Consider the following 17323-nt stretch of genomic DNA (forward strand, 5'->3'; position numbering starts at 1 on the left):
ACAGCCAACTCCCTTTCAATGGTTTAAATGGTGGAAATTTAACTTCTGGTACGTTAAGAATCATTGGCTCTTTTTTCGGACAAAGGTCTCTATGCAATAATTCAATAGCTTCTTTCACCGTTTCAGTAGGAATATCATGATCTTTAGCAAATCTTAGTATGGATGTTGCAAATTCAAATTTTTGTAATGGCTGCTTCATTTTGTGGTCCTCCTTAAATTAATGGTCTCCATGTCTTCACCCATGAAATGGCTTCTTCATAATCCAACTTGCGTAAATCACGATAGGTCGGTACTCCAAACGCATCTCTAAAGTTTCTGTGGATGCAGGGGAACAATTTCTTTAGGTCTAATCCATTCGGATTGGCTGTTTCAAATACTTTGTACACTCGCTTCTTAATCTGCTTCTGCAAGGCATTCTGTTCGAATGAATCGATTCTTACGTTGTCTTCTAGCTTGGATAGTCTGCCATCGTATTCAACCAGCTTTTCTTCATGTTCTAGAGTTAGTTTTAAGGCTTCCACACGTTGTTCACGATCTGTAAGTACTTTGGGTTTTCTTAGTTCTTTAAGTATCTGACGGACCCATTGGCGAAACTCTTTTGCTTTTTCTGTTTTGGATAGCATGGTTACTTCATAAATTCCGTCTTCTGTGAAAATTCGAGTCATTTGTGTTCCGCCGCTAGGGGTTGTCAATTTGGTAACCCCTGAAAACTCCTGATTACTTAGGTATTCATTTCTATCAAGTAATTTTCCGATAGCTGCTTTAGGTTGCGAATATCCTAGAGCAACTCCTAATTGTTCAGTCGTCATGAACACTTCATTATTTTCATTTGTCCAAAAGTCACATTGTGCTGCATTAAATAGTTCAGTTTTTGCTATGGTTAGATTCATTGATTTTTCCACCCTTTTCTCCTTTAAGTCTTTCTTTTTCTAAAATCCTAGGAACAGATGTTTTTAATAAAAACACATATAGTCTTTCTAAAGCTTCATCAGATGGTTGGTTCATTAAGACGCACCCCTCTAGTACCTTTAAACGGTACTACCATTTAAAAAAAATTCATCATCATGTTTTCCATCATTAACATTAGGCAATCGAATTAGATCAGATGGAATGTCATATAATTTTGCTGCTTTTTGTAATGTTGTTCCAGGGATAACTGTTTTCCCCCTCTCGTAATTACCTAATGTCTTTTCAGTAACGCCAAGTTTTATCGCAGCTTCTTGTTGACTTAACTTTGCGTTTACACGAGCAGCTGCTAAAGAAATTTGGAAGATATTATTGTTTTGATTCATGTTCTCAACTCCTTTCCTTATTTCTTATGTCCTTAATATACTACCTTTAAACGGTATTGTCAAACATAAAAGTAAAAAAAAATACCGAAAAAAAGTATTTTATCTATTTACAACACTACCGAAAAACGGTAATATTAATGAAGAAAGGAGGTGCGAAAATGGACGAGAAAGAAAATTTGAAACAAGTAATGGCCAAAAATATTAAAAAATATTTAGATCGCATGGGTAAAAATCAAACTGATTTAGCTAGAGATTTGAATATACCTGAGACAACAGTTTCTAATTGGATGAAAGCTAATACATATCCAAGAATAGATAAAATACAATTGATGGCTGATTACTTTGGTATTTATCGTTCTGATCTTACGGAGGACAAGCCTAATAACCTTTTTTCTTCATCTACTGAATTAGTTAAAGTTCCTATTTTAGGAACAATTGCTTGTGGTGATCCAATATATGTTGAAGAAAATTTTGCTGGTTATAGATATGAATCACCCGAAAATTTACCAAGTGGAGAAATTTATTACCTTGATGCTAAAGGTGATTCAATGGAGCCTACAATCCCTGATGGATCTTCGGTAATGATTAGACAACAAAGCGATGTAGAAAACGGAGAAATAGCAGCCGTGTTAGTAAACGGAGATACTGAAGCTACTTTGAAAAGAGTGAAAAAACTAGGCGGAGTAATAATGTTGATGCCTGAAAACCCTGCGTATGAACCGATAATCATTAATAAGGAAAACCCAGCGAGAATAATAGGAAAAGCAATTAGATTTACAGTCGATCTTTAAATTCCTAGCTAGAAATTTAAAATTATTTGGGGGAGAGCGACGGCTCTCCTTTTTCTAAAGGTGGATAATAAAAATGAAAATAGCTATCTATATAAGGGTATCAACTGAAGAACAAGCTCAGGAAGGATATTCAATAAAAGCGCAGATTAGCAGATTAGAAGCTTATGCCCTTTCTCAAGGGTGGATAATAGTAAAAACTTATATCGATGATGGACAAAGCGCAAAAGACATGAAGCGTACCGATTTACAAAAAATGATGAAAGACATAGAAAAAGGAATATTTGATTGTGTATTAGTTTATAGACTTGATCGCTTAACTCGTTCAGTTCTTGATTTATACACAATGCTCAATTTTTTTGAAGAACATGGTGTGAAGTTTAAATCTGCAACAGAAGTATATGATACAACAACAGCAATGGGAAGATTGTTTATCACATTGGTTGCTGCTTTAGCACAATGGGAACGTGAAAATATGGGCGAGCGTATTAGAATGGGTTTGAACCAAAAAGCTAAAGAAGGAAAATGGGCAATTAATGTTCCTCCAGTAGGATTTGACCGAGATGGAGATTTTCTAAAGATAAATGAAAAAGAAGCTAATATAGTTAGAGAAATTTTTAATACTTATCTAACAGGACTATATGGAATGACTAAAATTGCCAAGATGATGAACCACAAAGGTTATAGAAGTAAAGCTGGTGTTAGCTGGAAAACAGCAACAATTCATTATGTATTAACTAATAAAATCTATATAGGAACAATGAGATATAATTACAGAGTTAATAAAGATCAATACTTTGAGGTAGAAAATGTAGTAGAAGCAATTATTCCTTCGGAAAAATTTTATGAAGTACAAGAGATGATAAAGTCACGTTCAGTTAAACATCCGAGAAGAGCAACTAGTCCACATATATTTACAGGTGTTTTAAAATGCGCAAGATGTGGTGGTGTTATGAACGGTAAGACCAGCAGTATGACAAGGAAAGATAAAAAATATATTTCTCACCACTACTATTGTAATAATAAAAGGGTTGGTACTTGTGACGCTCCTAATATAGCTCAAAATTATTTAGAAATTCAATTTATGAAGGCAATTTCAGTATGGACATTCAACAATAAAGTTGCTAATAAAGCAATTTCGTCTGTACTTAATGATGATGAAAGTAAAAATAAAATAAATAAAATCACAAAAGAACTCGGTAAACTAGAGGAAAGAAGAGTTAAATGGCAATATGCATGGGCTAATAACATGATGTCTGATACTGATTTGATTAAAAGAAACAAGGAGGAAGACGAAAAAGAGAAAGAATTACAGGATAAACTTTCGAAAATAAAAAACCACTTTGAGGTAAACCATAAAAATATTGAATTAGCAAAATCACTTAAAAACTTACAAGAAAACTGGAATGAATTAGAGACTCAAGAAAAGAAAAAATTTATCCAATTAATTGTTAAAGAAATTAGAGTTAATAAAACAGAACAGCGACTTACGCCCAACTCTGTTGTAATCGAATCTATAAAATTCTTATAATCTTGCATGCGCCTATTATAGTTACCAAATGTCCTGTTAAACTCGCTCTTATTGCAATATGTGCTGTTTCTTTATCACGGATTTCTCCAACCATAATAATATCAGGATCATGACGTAGGATTGCTTTTAAGCCAGTAGAATACGTAATTCCTGCTTTCTCATTAACTTGGATTTGCAGAACATTTTCCTGTGTTTTTTCAATTGGATCTTCTAAACTAATAACATTTCGTTGATAAAGATGTGCATTTTCATTTAAGAGGGAATAGAGTGTTGTCGTTTTCCCTGATCCAGTCGGACCGGTGAGAATTATTAATCCATGAGCGTGCTTTAACAAGGAAATTAATTTACGCGAAATATTCGGAAATAAGGAGATGTGATAGATTGGGAGCATATTTTGATCGGTAAGTACACGAATTACTAAGCTTTCATGGGGATGGGATGGTAAGGTCGATAAACGTAAACCAATATACTGACCATTGACTGTTGTGGAAATAGAACCATTTTGCGGTTTTCTTCTTTCGCCAATATCCATAGAGGCCGTAAATTTGAAGTGGGAAATTAATTTGTCACATTCCACAGATGATATTACTAATCTAGTAAGCAAACGATTAGCAATCCGTAATTGAAGGATGGATTCCTTTTGCCTTGGGGTTATGTGAATATCAGTAGCGTTCTGCTCTACTGCATCACGTATAATCCGATTTGCTAGTGCTTCAATAGATAACACTTTTCATTTAACACCACCTTTTTATTTATTCGATTACTTATTTCGACAAAAAAGGTGAAATTCCTTCTTCACTTATAAATTTTTTTCTTTTTATTATCGCACCCTACAAAAGGTACTGTTGATTAACCTTTCAGAGAATTTCCGAAAAAATTCAGTTTGTTTTCCGTATAAAAAATTCATCTTTCATCCATATTATATATATCAAATATTTTTGGGCTATAGCCAAGTGGTAAGGCAACGGACTTTGACTCCGTCACTCGTTGGTTCGAATCCAGCTAGCCCAGTTAGGACCCGTCTTTTCGGGTCCTTTTTTTATATAGAAAAATGGGGCTGTGATATATTTATTCCAGCCAAGGATAAAACCGAACAATTATACGAATCTGCTAATGAAAGTCCCGTATAATTGTTTGATTTTTTCATTTGTTTTTAAAAGGATGTTTCCATGAAGTTTAGTGCGGTTCCCCGCAGCCGGAATACACTTCGCTTTCCGTGGGGCTAAGCTTAAGCCTCCTCAGCTTCGCCTCCGGGGTCTCAGACTGTCTCGCTAATCCCACTGGAGTCTACGTGTATTCCGGCTGCTCTATTTTCCCAACTAATTATATCTCCTCTTGTAAAAAGTATGCGAAAGCAGCCGCTATTTACTAGCTAAATTAGAGATTGTTCGTCTTTACAGAGTATCTATTTAGTTATGTCCCAACCTTGTGGCTTATCTGTTATACATTCATATCATCATGTTGAATCTGCGACTTTTCAATTTGAATGGTTGTATGGTCAATGTTAAATTTTTCTTTTAAACATCGATTGCAAGCTGGAGAATTTCTTGACTATCGCTCTTATCATCAATTAATAGATGGCAGCTTAACGTATCCAGTCCAGATGTGATAGTCCATATATGCAAGTCATGGACATCGATTACTCCTGCCATTCCTTCTAATTCTCTTTTTACATCTGCCTGGCTGATAGTACTTGGTGTTCCTTCCATTAATATATGAATCGAATTTTTTATTACTCCCCAACCGCTTTTTAAAATTAATAACGCGACTACGACAGATATAATTGGATCTGCGACATACCAATCAAAGAAGAGCATGAAGAAACCTGCTATAATTGCGCCAACAGAACCTAATGCATCCCCTAAAATGTGTAAATAGGCACTTCGTAAATTAACATTGTTCTCTACATCCCCTTTTCTCAATAATGCGATGGCACTGATCATATTTGCTAGTAGACCAATTACAGCTATAACCATCATCGTTCCACTGGCTACAGTAGGTGGTTGAGAAAATCGCTGTATTGCTTCCATGATGATAAAAAAGGCGATTATAAACAGAGTAACACCATTAAATAGAGCAGCTAAAATTTCAAAGCGATAATATCCATACGTTTTATTAGCAGATGGCGGTCTAGACGCAAACCAGATTGCTAGGAAACTTAGAAAAAGGGAACTCGCATCACTTAACATATGGCCTGCATCTGATAATAAAGCGAGGCTATTCGTAAGCAAGCCACCAAAAAACTCCAACAACATAATACCTGTCGTGATTAATAATGCTATAAGTAAACCCTTTTTATTTCCTTCTCTTATTTCTTCAAAACCATGATGATGTCCATGATGACTATGGTCGTGTCCATGAGAATGCCCCATATTATCTTCCTCCTACCACTAATTAAAATCGATATATTATTAACTTTTTCAATCGCGTTTCTCTAAATATTGCTGTAGCTTTGCTGCATTAATCCTTTAGAAGTTACTGGAATTTCTATGTATATCCCAGTTTAAGAACCTCTAGAAAATAATTTTATTCCCTATATTTTGTGGCAAAAACCAAATTTTATGACTTCCTGATCGATAAAGAAAACCTCCAGCAGTGATCCCGCACTGATGGTTAATTGCACTTATCGAAAATTTACCGGAGAGTTTCTTAGCGATTCAGCTTGTTATAAAAAGGGAATGCAGATCAAACACGATATTTATTTTCTTATATGAACATATATTCATATATAAATTATATAATCAGTACAAAAAGATGTCAATGAATGCTTTAAATATTAATCATTAAACAATTTATTACGATGTTCATGCTTCAAACAGTGAATATGTACATTTTATGAACAAAATATTTGTGAAGTTGTGAACATTTTATAAACTTATCGTTTTAACCATGTTTATGGTAGATTGCTATATTATAATAAAGAAAATTAGTCCTCAGGAGGAACATTTGATATGGAAAATACACTAAAAGTTACGAATGTATTATCTGATCCAACTCGTTTCTATATTTATCAGTACATTACTAAAAGGCATCAAGATGTTACTGTTCAGGAAATTGCGGATGAATTCTCCATTCATCCAAACGTAGCTCGCTTGCATTTATCTAAATTAGAAGATGTAAGAATGCTGCACTCGGAAACAAAGAAAACGGGTAAAGGTGGTCGTCCAAGCAGATTATATCGCTTATCAGATGAAGTCATTCAATTTAGCTTTCCGTTTCGAGACTACCAATTATTAAGCAATATTTTGTTGAAAACGCTCGAAAGCCTTGGAGCAGAGGGAAGCAAAGCGCTTTATGAAACAGGAAAAACATTTGGTAAGGAAATGATGGAGCATGAGATTGCCCGTTTTACAAACAATACAGCAATATTATCTAATGAAGATAAACTGCGTTTATTACAAAATGCGAGTTTAATGACAGGACAATTACCTGCACTAGAATGGAACGACGATCAAACCTCTTTATATTTCGAAATATATAACTGCCCATTTAAAGAAGTAGCCCTAGAGCATAAGGATAAAGTTTGTACGATGCATCAATCCTTCTTTACTGGAATGTTTGAAGCATTGTTTACAGATGTTCAGTTAATTGAAAAACAAAACATTATTAGTGGCTGTGATCAATGCGCCTACAAAACCATCGTTCAATAAGAAAAAAGGAGAGAAGGGATATTGCTCCCCATTCTCTCCTTTTTCTTATTGCAGCAATTTTTAAAACCCATTTATATATGGATTATGATCCATTTCATGCTCAATTGTCGTTTTTCTACCATGACCTGACAGAACCAATGTTTCTTCTGGCAAATTCAATAACTTCTCATGAATACTATTTAGTAAAGTTCTTTGGTTTCCGCCAACTAAATCTGTCCTGCCAATACTTTCATAAAAAAGCGCATCTCCAACAAATGCCCAATTCTCTTTTTTAAAATAAAACGTAACACTACCTGGAGAATGCCCTGGTGTCTCCATCACTTGAAATGTAAAATCACCGATTGTCATGCTTGGGTTTTCATCTAAGAAATGCTCAGCAGGTCTCGCTACAATAGGATTCGGAAGTCTAAATGCTTCACTTCCATTTAATTTCGGGTTAATTAACCATTCTTCTTCTTTGCTATGTACATAAACAGGAATGCTATACTCTGTTCTAACATCTTCAACTGCGCCAATATGATCAAAATGTGCATGTGTTAAAAGAATCGCTATAGGAGATACCTCTAACTCCTGAATTATCTTAATTAACTTTTCCCCATTTGCACCAGGGTCTATCACTAAACAATCCTTATTTTCGTTCCATACTAAATAACAATTCGTTTGGATTGGCCCTAAAGGAACTTGTTTATATTCCATGAACTTTTCCTCCTATTTGCTTTCCAAATGACTTAGAACACGTTCTACTTTATCTTCCATTTTTCTAGTAATGTCTCGTCTATCATCAATACGGATATTCGTACAAACACGGACAAGGCCTTTTTCAAATGGTACTTCATGCATTGCTTGAATAACTTCAAACAATATCGGTAGCTCGCCTTCAATAATTGTATTCATTGGTGTTAATTGAAAACGAATCTGGCCTTTTTCCTCATAATCCATTAGTACTTTTTGAATATCTGCTACATATGCACTTACACTTGGCGTTTGCGTTCCTACTGGTATTACTGTTACATCTACAATTGCCATATTAACTTCCCCTTCCGCTGCAAAAATTAGTCGTCGTCTTTCATACAATCAACCATTGATCTTAGTTCATGATTATGATGGCATATTTTTATTTCAACATCAACTATTGTGAATATTAGAGGAAAACAAAGGAGTGATTTCTCCCGTTTCTATCTCCAACATATTTTCTAAATAATAGCCAAAAAGACAGTACTTTCCGTCGCTTGAAATTTGGATTGGCTGGTCCTCTAATTCCGTATCGGTAAATATTTTTTTACTTTCACCTGTGTTCATATCTATTTCTATAAGTTCAAAACCATCTTGATAGGTTTCAGCATTCCCATTTTCTTTCGGAACAAAAGTTATCAATTTATCCTGATAAATCGCATAGTTCGGAACTAGCCAATTAGCAAATTTGGATAGTCGTGGAACTTGAATAGTCCCATGTTTATTTAAATCTATGTCATAAAAGGAATAAACAGCTTCCTCCTCGTTCCCTGTACTTGATAGAGTAAAGAGAAATTCATTTTTCTGATCGATAAAATAAATATTAGGAAGTTCTAATTCCTTTTCTTCTGCTGTTTCTAAATCAAATATTTTCAGTGGTGCATATAAGGAAGGATTATTTTGATCCCAATCAAGATACATTACATTCTCTGTTGTTAACCATTGTGGAAACGGTGTAGAGACAGGGAAATCATTTAATACGTCTTCTTGAATATCTAATGTAAACACTTTGCTCTCCCAATCCTTAGTGAAGGTAGTAACTAATAATTCATTTTCATTATGTGGATTCCATGCAAAATCTGTTTCATAACTTTGAAACTTTCTAGAAAGGATCTCGCTACCTTTTGCATCAATTATATGCATTTCTCCTTCCTCATCAGAAAGAGCACTATATAGTAAAAGTTTATTATTGTTTATCATCACATTCGATAATTCTGTGTCCGACTCATACAAAGGGATATGTTTCCCTGTATAGATATTATATGTATAAATTTTATATACACCTTCTACTTTTGCCGAATAACAAATCGTATCTTTCTGTATCCAGCCATATACTTGCTCAAATTCTCCTTCAATCGGGCTTATAGGAGGAAGCATCGTGTTGTTGTTAACATTTTTGTCCTTCGCTTCATTTTCACTGGCTGAATCATTCTGTCTAGGGCTACAGCTAGACAGAATTAGTGTGAAAAAAGTGAAGAGAAGAACTATTCCTAGTGTATTTCTCTTACCTATTAGAAACATTTTTCACACCCCTATAAATACTTTTCCTGTTTTTTTTTACTCTATAGAATAGTAACACAAAAAAGCCGATTTTTTTCGGCTTTTTTTAAATAGTCTTTGATATTTTGCTAAAATAAGAAATATGACTCAATTTAATGTACTTTTGCTCCAGTTTGCCTATAAAATCATATCCAAGTGCTTAAATGATACTACATATATAAGGAAGCTAAGAAAATTCCCGTTGTATCATGGTAGATTTCGGCAAATTGAGAAAGAGGAAGTGGGTTTATCCCTTTTCCTAACTCGATTGTAAAACCCGGTTTTCTGAATTCTTGTATAAACCAATCTTTATACCCTGCATGACTATCAACATTTTGAATAGCCTTATATCCACTCACTCTTGAAAATTCATTAGCTAATGTCCTTGATTCTGCTGGTTCCAGTCCTTCGTAGCCCCAATAAAATTCTTTCCCTTGTGTATGTAAAGCTAATAATCGGTCAAATTGCTCCTTTTTTGCAAGTTCTGCCATCACTTGAGCCTCTGGTTCGGACAATGGAGTATCTCCTGGATAATCTCTCGGTGCTGGCCCTTTTGGTTCTTTCCTTTCCTTTTCAATTTCCCAATTTGCAGGAAACTGATTATTCAAATCGACGCCACGGATATTTGCTTTCCAGCCAGTAAAATCGATACTCCCTTCATTTATCGAGATAATTTTTTCCTTTTGTCCCTCGGGAGGTCCATTTAAAACCAAATTTACTCCATCTGGGTTAACCATTGGTACAATCGATAGATCCACAGACTGATACAAGGGCATTGTTCGAACATTGCGGAAAGTTGTTGCATTAGTTAAAGATAATAAGAAATCATTTAAAAACGTCATTATAATCGGTGTAGTGATCCATTCATTCGCATGGAAGGATGCATTTATATGAACGTTTTTCGTTCCTTTTCCAATTTTAATTTCCTCTATGTTTTGTCCTAATACACTATTACCAATTGTATGCACTGTAATGAAAGGGAAAACTTTTTTTAAACGATTGATATCTTCCTGCAAAGAAGAATAATCATATTTTTTCTTCCCATCTACAAACCTTTTAATGATGCGATTAGGAATTAAAACTTCGTCCCCTACTTTAAGATTATTGGGATTCAGTTGTTGATTTAATAATAAAAGACTATCAACCGAAATATTTCTTACACCCGCAATTTTCCACAAGGTTTCTCCATGCTTTATTTGATGAACTTGTGATTCAAATCCAGGAATTTGGATTGTTTCAGATACTGCTAATTTATTTGGATTTACGCTAGGATTACTGTCTAAAATAAGATTTAAGGGAACCATAAAAAGCTGACTATAGTACCAAAGTGTATCCCCTGGTCTCAATTTTATCTCCATATGTTCACTCCTCTCCCTATTTATATATATGAACATTCCATCAAAACATTCATAGCGAAAATAGGCGATTAAGAAAACTTCCGGGGTTTTCATCATCCCCACTGATGGTTAGTTACACTTGCCAGACCTCGGCTTCCTTCGTTCTCAGCAGCTTGCATTTAGGTATTACTACAATAAAAAAAGCTTCGTAACATACTAGTTATTACAAGTATGTCCCAAAGCTACAATCATCCTATTCTTTTTGATTCGTTTCTTCTATCATATCAAGCATTCCTTTTTCTTTATCATAAAAACGCAATAGGTCTCCATAAATAATGCTATCGGAATACTGCAATTCTAAATTCGCCTGTTCGATATATGCCTCACATGCATTTCCATCAACCGCTTCTCCTGTTGCTCGATCATAGCATACCTCTTTTGTATATACATAATCTTCAGTGATAAAGCTACCGTCTCGCAATACAACAAATTGGTCATTGTCTTTTGAGAATAGATCAGATCCAAATTGAATATCATTTTTAGTCTCGATCCCTAACAAATGAAGTAGAGTAGGTTTAATATCCATTTGACCCGATACAGTGGAGATTGTTTTTCCTTCCATTCCTGGAATATGGATTGCAAATGGAACTCTTTGCAATTGAGTACTTACAAATGGAGTCACTTCTTCTCCTAATAACTCACTCATTGCTTTATTATGATTTTCAGAAATTCCATTATGGTCTCCATATAAAACAATAATACTATTTTCATAGAGACCTTCCTCTTTTAATCTTTCAATAAAGATTTTCAAGGCTTCATCCTGATAACGAACAGTCGGTATAAAATTATTAAGCGTTCTGCTTCCTGTTGTTAGCGGCTCAATTAATTTGTCTTCTTCATCTAGTTCAAAAGGAAAATGATTTGTCAGCGTAATAAATTTACTATAAAAAGGCTGAGGCATTTCTTTTAAATGCGCAATAGATTGTTCAAAGAAATCAATATCTTTCAGTCCCCAACCGACAGAGTTTTCCTCATTTACATCGTAATCATTAATTTCATAAAAACGTTCATATCCTAGACTTTGATACATTATATCACGATTCCAGAAACTTTTATTATTTGCATGAAGAGATGCGGTAAAATAGCCATTCTCGCTTAAAATTTCTGGTGCTGCTTGATATTCATTTCCAGAATGAGTAAAGAAAACTGCCCCTCTGCTTAAAGGATACAATGAATTTTCTACAATAAATTCGGAGTCAGATGTTTTACCCTGTCCAGTCTGATGGTAAAAGTTCTCAAAATAAAAACTATCTTTAATAAATTCGTTCAAGAAAGGTGAAATCTCTTCCCCATTTACTTCGCGATTTACAGTAAAGCTCTGAGTAGACTCCAAACTTACCATTATCACGTTTTTTCCTTTGGCGATTCCAAACATGTCCTTATTTGGTTCAGTATAATTCGCCTGATTATAGTTAAGCATATCTGTTAATTCACTGCCATCTGCAAATGCTCTTTGTGCAGAAGTCTTTGTTTGCAGAAAAATATCATATAGCTGGTAGTTGTAAGTACCAATATTCTTTACTAAAAGCTCTCGATCAAATGTTCTTGTTAACAACTGTGTTCTTTGTGTTTCTGCTAAACTCAAATTAAAAAATGCTAAGCTAATCGTAAATAAATAGAAAATACTTTGCTGAACTTTTGTGTATTTTGGAATCTTTAAAAAGGATGGTTTCTTTTTCATTATTACTGCAAGCAAAATAATATCAATAAAGAAAAGAATATCCGTAACATGAATTAACTCCCTGACACTACTCCCCAAATCGCTCATATTACTAGTTTGAAATAGAAGCGGGAGGGTTAAAAAGTCTGTATAGACGCGATAAAAAACTACATTCGCATATAATACAAAAGAGAGAATCAAACTAGAGGTGAATATATATCTTTTTTGATTTTTCGCTGAGAAAAACATGGATATTCCCAAAATAAACAATAACGAGCTTAAAGGGTTAATAATTAAGATAAATTGTTGAACCCAATTTTCAATTTTAATATCAAAGCTAGTAATATATGCAATATTTGTTTTAATCCATAGTAAAACTGTTGCAATCGTTATAAGTGATAGCTTAGACCATTCTATTTTTTTCTTAAACAATGATGAATCCTCCTAACTATTGATCAAACAAAATCTCTAAATGATCACTTTACACATTTTACAATTATTTTATTATATAAAGCCAATCTTTATGAAATTTTAATCTATTTTTCATCTTCATGTATTATTATAATAACTTACTCTTTTTTAGACGTCCAACCAGAAGAAAAGTTTCAAAAAAATAGTACTTTTTCAAAGAGGAATTTTTCTGAATGTTCAATCTATTTTTCTCACAAAAAATCTTCTCCCTAATAGAAGAAGATTTGCGAAAATATTAGATTTAAAAAGTTATATTATATATTCCTACATAACTAGATTAATGTTTTGCAAGCCACGCAGCACCAATTACCCCTGCTGTATTCCCAAGCGTTGCCACATCAATGACTGTTGACTCTGCTACGCTTTTAAAAGAGAATTTCATGAAATTCTCCTTTACAGGATTCAACAGAACGTCACCAGCTTTTGATACACCGCCTCCAATTACAATTTTCTCAGGATTTAATGTATTGGCGATGTTTGCTAATACCAACCCTAAATGAAATGCAACAAATTGCACGATTTCATTTGCTAATTCGTCGCCTCTTTTTGCTGCATCAAATACATCCTTTGCTGTAATAGCGCCTTCTTGGTCCAACACAGAATGAAGCTCACTTAATGTATGTCTTTGTGCTAATCGTTCTTTCGCTAAACGGACAATTCCAGTTGCAGAGGCAATCGTTTCTAAACAACCTGTTTTCCCGCAGTTACAAAGAGCACCATTTTCAACAATAGCAGTTAGATGTCCTATTTCACCAGCAGCACCCTTTACTCCCTGTACGATATCTCCATTAATAATAACACCGCCACCTACACCAGTGCCAAGTGTTACGCAAACCAAATCTTTAGATCCTTCTCCAGCTCCCTTCCACATTTCACCTAAAGCTGCACAATTCGCATCATTATCTATGGTTACTGGCAGTCCTAAATCTGCTTCTAGTCTAGCTTTTAATGGAAAATTATCTGGCCATCCTAAATTGACCGTATTAAAAATGATTCCTGTTTCATAATCAAATGGTCCTGGTGCACCCATTCCTGCACCTAAAACATCTTCCTTTGAATGACCTAATTCTTGCAATTTAGCATCAATCGATTTTGCTATATCTGAAGTAATGTTTTTTCCTTCTTCTGAATTATCGGTAGGGATTTCCCAATGATCAATTAAATCGCCATTTAATGATAAAAAGGCAATTTTCACTGTTGTTCCGCCTAAATCAATTCCAGCTACCCATTTTTCCTGCATCCTCAATTCCCCCTATTTTTCTCATCTGTTAAATGTTGTATTTCATGATTAAGCAAGCGCATCGCAGAGTCGAATTCTTGTTCCTTTATTAATTGAGAATGATATAATTCTTTTATTTCCGATTTCATTAATTGTAAATCGCCTACTCGATCGCCTACATAAATAATTGTTCCATAACTTTTTAGAAACTGTTGTACATCATAAATTGTTTGCATGGTACCCCTCGCTTTCATCCATTATTCTACCTGCTGCAAAGGTTTGCATAAAGTGATAAATTAATCGTTTTCAAATTAAGTATATAGGAAATGAACTGTTTCCTCAACAGCAGATTGTTTTTCACTATTAGAATAGTTATTCCTCGTCAAAAAGCAAAAAAGAGTGAATCAATTTCTCTTAAATACCAAGCCTTTATCCCAGGCAGCAGGAGCAACTAACCATCAGTGGAAGATAAAGAAAAACCTCCACTGATGGTTAGTTTTCTTTATCATATTTTTCTTTTTTATTCATATAATGAAAGAAGTGTATATAAGACAGGCTTATGCCACATTAGCATTCTTAAGATGGAGCGGTGAAAATAATGAAAAAAGATTTTATTCGTTTAACTCTATCTCTTCTCATTCTCGTTTCTATTTTCTATATTTTTCAACAAAAGCAGATTGCAAAGGAGAGTATAACTTATTTTCCAATAGATCCTACTGTGACCTTTCCAAAAGCAAATACAACGCTTACCTTTAGCAAAAAAAGATTTGATGAATACAGCATTCTTTGGGAAAGTAATTCTTCTATTAATAAGCTAGCCTATTTAAGACAAGACATGAGCTTACTGTATGCAAATGGGAAATTGATAAGCACGATGGGAGAATGGAAGCAAAATACATTAGAACTTTCCGAGAAAAAGACAGTCGTTGAAAGAGAAAGCAACTATTTACAAGCTATTACTTTTCATTATGCCGAAATACATGATGCCAGTGAAAGAATATTCAGCTCACAAAAAATTTCTGCCGATAATTTATATGTTATCAACTCAAAATTTGAAAACACACCTATTTTTTTTCATCATCCAAATAACTTAGTAGAAAAGGATTGGGCCAAAACATTAGATAAAGAGGCATTTGACTATGCGGAGTACGCTTATCGTCAAGGGTTAAAGAAATTCCATATTTCAGCTGATCAATACCATACTAAACTTTTACTTACAGAATTAACACCATACAACGATGCACCTCTCCCGCATTTTTCCAAGGAACAAAGCGCCAAAATTATCGGACAATTAACAGAGGGACTTTACAAAAACTATTTCCTTGGCATTATAAAAGAAGATGGAACCATTGCAGATCCCATCGGAAGTTCTATTCCAATAATTTTAATTAGTGACAACCATCTTCTTATCTTATTTACCACAGCAGATGATGAGCCAATTGTTTTAAGGCAGCAAATATCTACTCTTTAATTTTATCCCATAAACGAAGATATTTAAGATTATTTTCGTCTAATTCTATCGCTGTTTGTATATATTCTCTTGCCTTGGTTAAATCTTCATTATAAAGACTGACTACGGCTAAATTATAATAAGCCTCATGAAATTGCGGATTCAAAGCGATTGTTTTTTGAAGATTCTCTTCTGCTTTGGCAAATTCCTTATTCTTAAGCTGAATATAAGAAAGTAAGAAATAATAGTTTTCATTATTTTTAAATTCAACTTTATTCAACACTTCTTCAGCTTGCGCGTATTTTTCATCATTTATGTAATTATTAACCAAATTAAGTGCGGATTTATCCACTCTATGTAACACAGCTGTACTCGCCGTATAGCTAATCCCTATACCTATCAGTAATAAGGTCATAACCAAAGCGCTGAGCTGGATTTTCCAGCTTTTTTTCTTGGGAAAATGGACGATAGCAGTCGCCAAAAATCCACCTACTAAACCGCCAATATGGCCGGCATTATCGATTCCTTGAATAGTAAATCCAAAAATAAGATTAATAATGATAATAATGATAACATTCCATCCCATCACGCGAAAAAAAAGCTTTGGAAATTGCCAGGCAAAATAAAGAAGAGCCCCAAAACATCCAAAAATGGCACCACTTGCCCCAGCAGATAAAGAGGGACTTAATAAATAGCTCGCAAATACCCCACTAAACCCAGCAAATAGATAAATAAATAAGAATCGACTGTTTCCAAAAATCCGCTCAATTAATGGTCCCACATAATATAGTGCAATCGAATTCATTAGTAAATGTAATATCCCAATATGTAAGAAAATCGGCGTTATTAGTCGCCACCATTCCCCATCGGCGATTAAATAATTTACTTTTGCCCCCCAATTAATTAACGTTTCACTGTTGGTACTTCCCCCACTTCCTTCCATTAAGAAAAACATAATAATTTGAATAGCGATAAAAAGATAAGATATAAAAGGTTTGCCAAAATGAAACAGCTGTCTTTCTTCTTGTTCATTTTGTTTTATATGGGTAAAAACATCTTCTTTATATGTTTCAATTTGTGCGTTTCGTTCTTCCTCTGTATCAGGAACGACATTCAAGTCAGCTATAGTATGTCCAGCTAACTCCCATTCTTCGATAGACCGATCGAGAAGGACTGTTTTAATTTCTACTTTTTTATCCGCACTAATAAATGGCTTATCAATTAAATGTGCAAAGGAATCGACAGGAGGAAAAGCTGTTATATACATACTCTCCACTTTAAGAGAGCGATTGCGCAATGTACGTCTAATTCTTTCAGCATTTAATGAGGTTCTTTCCATATCTCTACTTAGCCAATTACTCCAATCCAAATCAATACGAAATAAACGAATAACGGGATACTTTATTGCACCGCTTTGCTCCTCTAGCCATATCTCTTGTTGGTCTTCTGATAGATAAATTATTTTATACTGACATTCAGTCACTAAAAAATCGACTAATCTCCAATATTTATATTGTTCTATCTCCATCTGTTCTCTCCCTACTCTCCGAACACTGTATAAACTTCTCTTTTTTCATTCTCCAGTTGCTTAAAA

16 protein-coding genes, 1 tRNA gene and 2 pseudogenes are annotated in these 17323 nt (G+C 34.2%); 5 read left to right on the forward strand and 14 right to left on the reverse strand.

Annotation, left to right across the window (positions count from 1 at the left end):
* The 4 genes from NST60_RS22790 to NST60_RS22805 all read right to left on the reverse strand — a co-directional run.
* Window positions 1-199 (reverse strand): hypothetical protein (locus tag NST60_RS22790; RefSeq protein ID WP_341100355.1); only part of this gene is annotated, 199 nt, incomplete at its 3' end.
* Window positions 200-212: 13 nt separating this feature from the next.
* Complete coding sequence (locus NST60_RS22795; RefSeq protein WP_249937858.1) at window positions 213-890, reverse strand: ORF6C domain-containing protein; 678 nt, start codon at window positions 888-890, stop codon at window positions 213-215.
* Entirely contained in the window at window positions 865-1005 is a 141-nt protein-coding gene (locus tag NST60_RS22800; RefSeq protein WP_341100364.1) for a hypothetical protein, read from the reverse strand. Before NST60_RS22800 ends, NST60_RS22795 begins: the two co-directional genes overlap by 26 nt.
* A 23-nt stretch (window positions 1006-1028) precedes the next feature.
* The gene (locus NST60_RS22805) at window positions 1029-1274 is read right to left on the reverse strand and encodes a helix-turn-helix domain-containing protein (RefSeq protein ID WP_341100701.1); all 246 of its coding nucleotides are present in this window, start codon (window positions 1272-1274) and stop codon (window positions 1029-1031) included.
* A 176-nt stretch (window positions 1275-1450) separates the two neighbouring features.
* Between NST60_RS22805 and NST60_RS22810 the strand changes: the two genes are divergently transcribed.
* Together NST60_RS22810 and NST60_RS22815 are read left to right on the forward strand one after the other, a co-directional pair.
* Entirely contained in the window at window positions 1451-2083 is a 633-nt protein-coding gene (locus NST60_RS22810; protein ID WP_341100366.1) for a LexA family protein, read from the forward strand.
* Between the two features lie 73 nt (window positions 2084-2156).
* Window positions 2157-3611 (forward strand): recombinase family protein, encoded by a 1455-nt coding sequence (locus tag NST60_RS22815; RefSeq protein WP_341100369.1) that lies wholly within the window; start codon window positions 2157-2159, stop codon window positions 3609-3611.
* Window positions 3612-3633: 22 nt separating this feature from the next.
* Here the strand turns inward: NST60_RS22815 and NST60_RS22820 are convergent.
* Window positions 3634-4338 (reverse strand): annotated as a pseudogene (locus tag NST60_RS22820) (ATPase, T2SS/T4P/T4SS family); the annotation flags it as partial.
* Between the two features lie 212 nt (window positions 4339-4550).
* Between NST60_RS22820 and NST60_RS22825 the strand changes: the two are divergent.
* Window positions 4551-4622, forward strand: a tRNA-Gln gene (locus tag NST60_RS22825).
* A 429-nt stretch (window positions 4623-5051) separates the two neighbouring features.
* Here NST60_RS22825 and NST60_RS22830 read toward each other — a convergent pair.
* Window positions 5052-5983 (reverse strand): annotated as a pseudogene (locus NST60_RS22830) (cation diffusion facilitator family transporter).
* Window positions 5984-6562: 579 nt separating this feature from the next.
* Between NST60_RS22830 and NST60_RS22835 the strand changes: the two are divergent.
* Window positions 6563-7261 carry a helix-turn-helix transcriptional regulator gene (locus NST60_RS22835; protein ID WP_016204882.1) on the forward strand — a complete coding sequence of 233 codons (699 nt, stop codon included), beginning with the start codon at window positions 6563-6565 and terminating at the stop codon, window positions 7259-7261.
* A gap of 60 nt (window positions 7262-7321) precedes the next feature.
* Here the strand turns inward: NST60_RS22835 and NST60_RS22840 are convergent, their stop codons facing one another.
* From NST60_RS22840 to NST60_RS22870, 7 genes are all read right to left on the reverse strand, one after another.
* The gene (locus tag NST60_RS22840; RefSeq protein ID WP_016204881.1) at window positions 7322-7957 is read right to left on the reverse strand and encodes an MBL fold metallo-hydrolase; all 636 of its coding nucleotides are present in this window, start codon (window positions 7955-7957) and stop codon (window positions 7322-7324) included.
* A gap of 12 nt (window positions 7958-7969) precedes the next feature.
* Window positions 7970-8287 carry an MTH1187 family thiamine-binding protein gene (locus NST60_RS22845; RefSeq protein WP_016204880.1) on the reverse strand — a complete coding sequence of 106 codons (318 nt, stop codon included), beginning with the start codon at window positions 8285-8287 and terminating at the stop codon, window positions 7970-7972.
* 99 nt (window positions 8288-8386) lie between these two features.
* A complete protein-coding gene (locus NST60_RS22850; protein WP_016204879.1) occupies window positions 8387-9514 on the reverse strand; it encodes a YqgU-like beta propeller domain-containing protein in 1128 nt (375 codons plus the stop codon).
* A gap of 188 nt (window positions 9515-9702) precedes the next feature.
* Window positions 9703-10890, reverse strand: a complete 1188-nt coding sequence (locus NST60_RS22855; protein WP_016204878.1) for a M14 family metallopeptidase — start codon at window positions 10888-10890, stop codon at window positions 9703-9705.
* A 232-nt stretch (window positions 10891-11122) separates the two neighbouring features.
* Window positions 11123-13021, reverse strand: coding sequence for an LTA synthase family protein (locus NST60_RS22860; RefSeq protein ID WP_341100378.1), 1899 nt, complete (start codon window positions 13019-13021; stop codon window positions 11123-11125).
* A 316-nt stretch (window positions 13022-13337) separates the two neighbouring features.
* Window positions 13338-14300: an ROK family glucokinase gene (locus tag NST60_RS22865; RefSeq protein ID WP_016204876.1), complete on the reverse strand. Its 963-nt coding sequence runs from the start codon at window positions 14298-14300 to the stop codon at window positions 13338-13340.
* 2 nt (window positions 14301-14302) lie between these two features.
* Window positions 14303-14515, reverse strand: a complete 213-nt coding sequence (locus NST60_RS22870) for a YqgQ family protein (RefSeq protein WP_040344238.1) — start codon at window positions 14513-14515, stop codon at window positions 14303-14305.
* A gap of 362 nt (window positions 14516-14877) precedes the next feature.
* Here NST60_RS22870 and NST60_RS22875 point away from each other — a divergent pair, with 362 nt between their 5' ends.
* Entirely contained in the window at window positions 14878-15750 is an 873-nt protein-coding gene (locus tag NST60_RS22875) for a hypothetical protein (RefSeq protein WP_169188830.1), read from the forward strand.
* On the opposite strand, the gene NST60_RS22880 is transcribed toward NST60_RS22875, so the two are convergent.
* Complete coding sequence (locus tag NST60_RS22880; protein ID WP_169188831.1) at window positions 15740-17257, reverse strand: rhomboid family protein; 1518 nt, start codon at window positions 17255-17257, stop codon at window positions 15740-15742. The genes NST60_RS22875 and NST60_RS22880 overlap by 11 nt on opposite strands.
* Between the last annotated feature and the right edge of the window lie 66 nt (window positions 17258-17323).

Source organism: Niallia sp. FSL W8-1348 (genome assembly GCF_038006745.1).
Lineage (GTDB): Bacteria > Bacillota > Bacilli > Bacillales > Cytobacillaceae > Niallia > Niallia alba.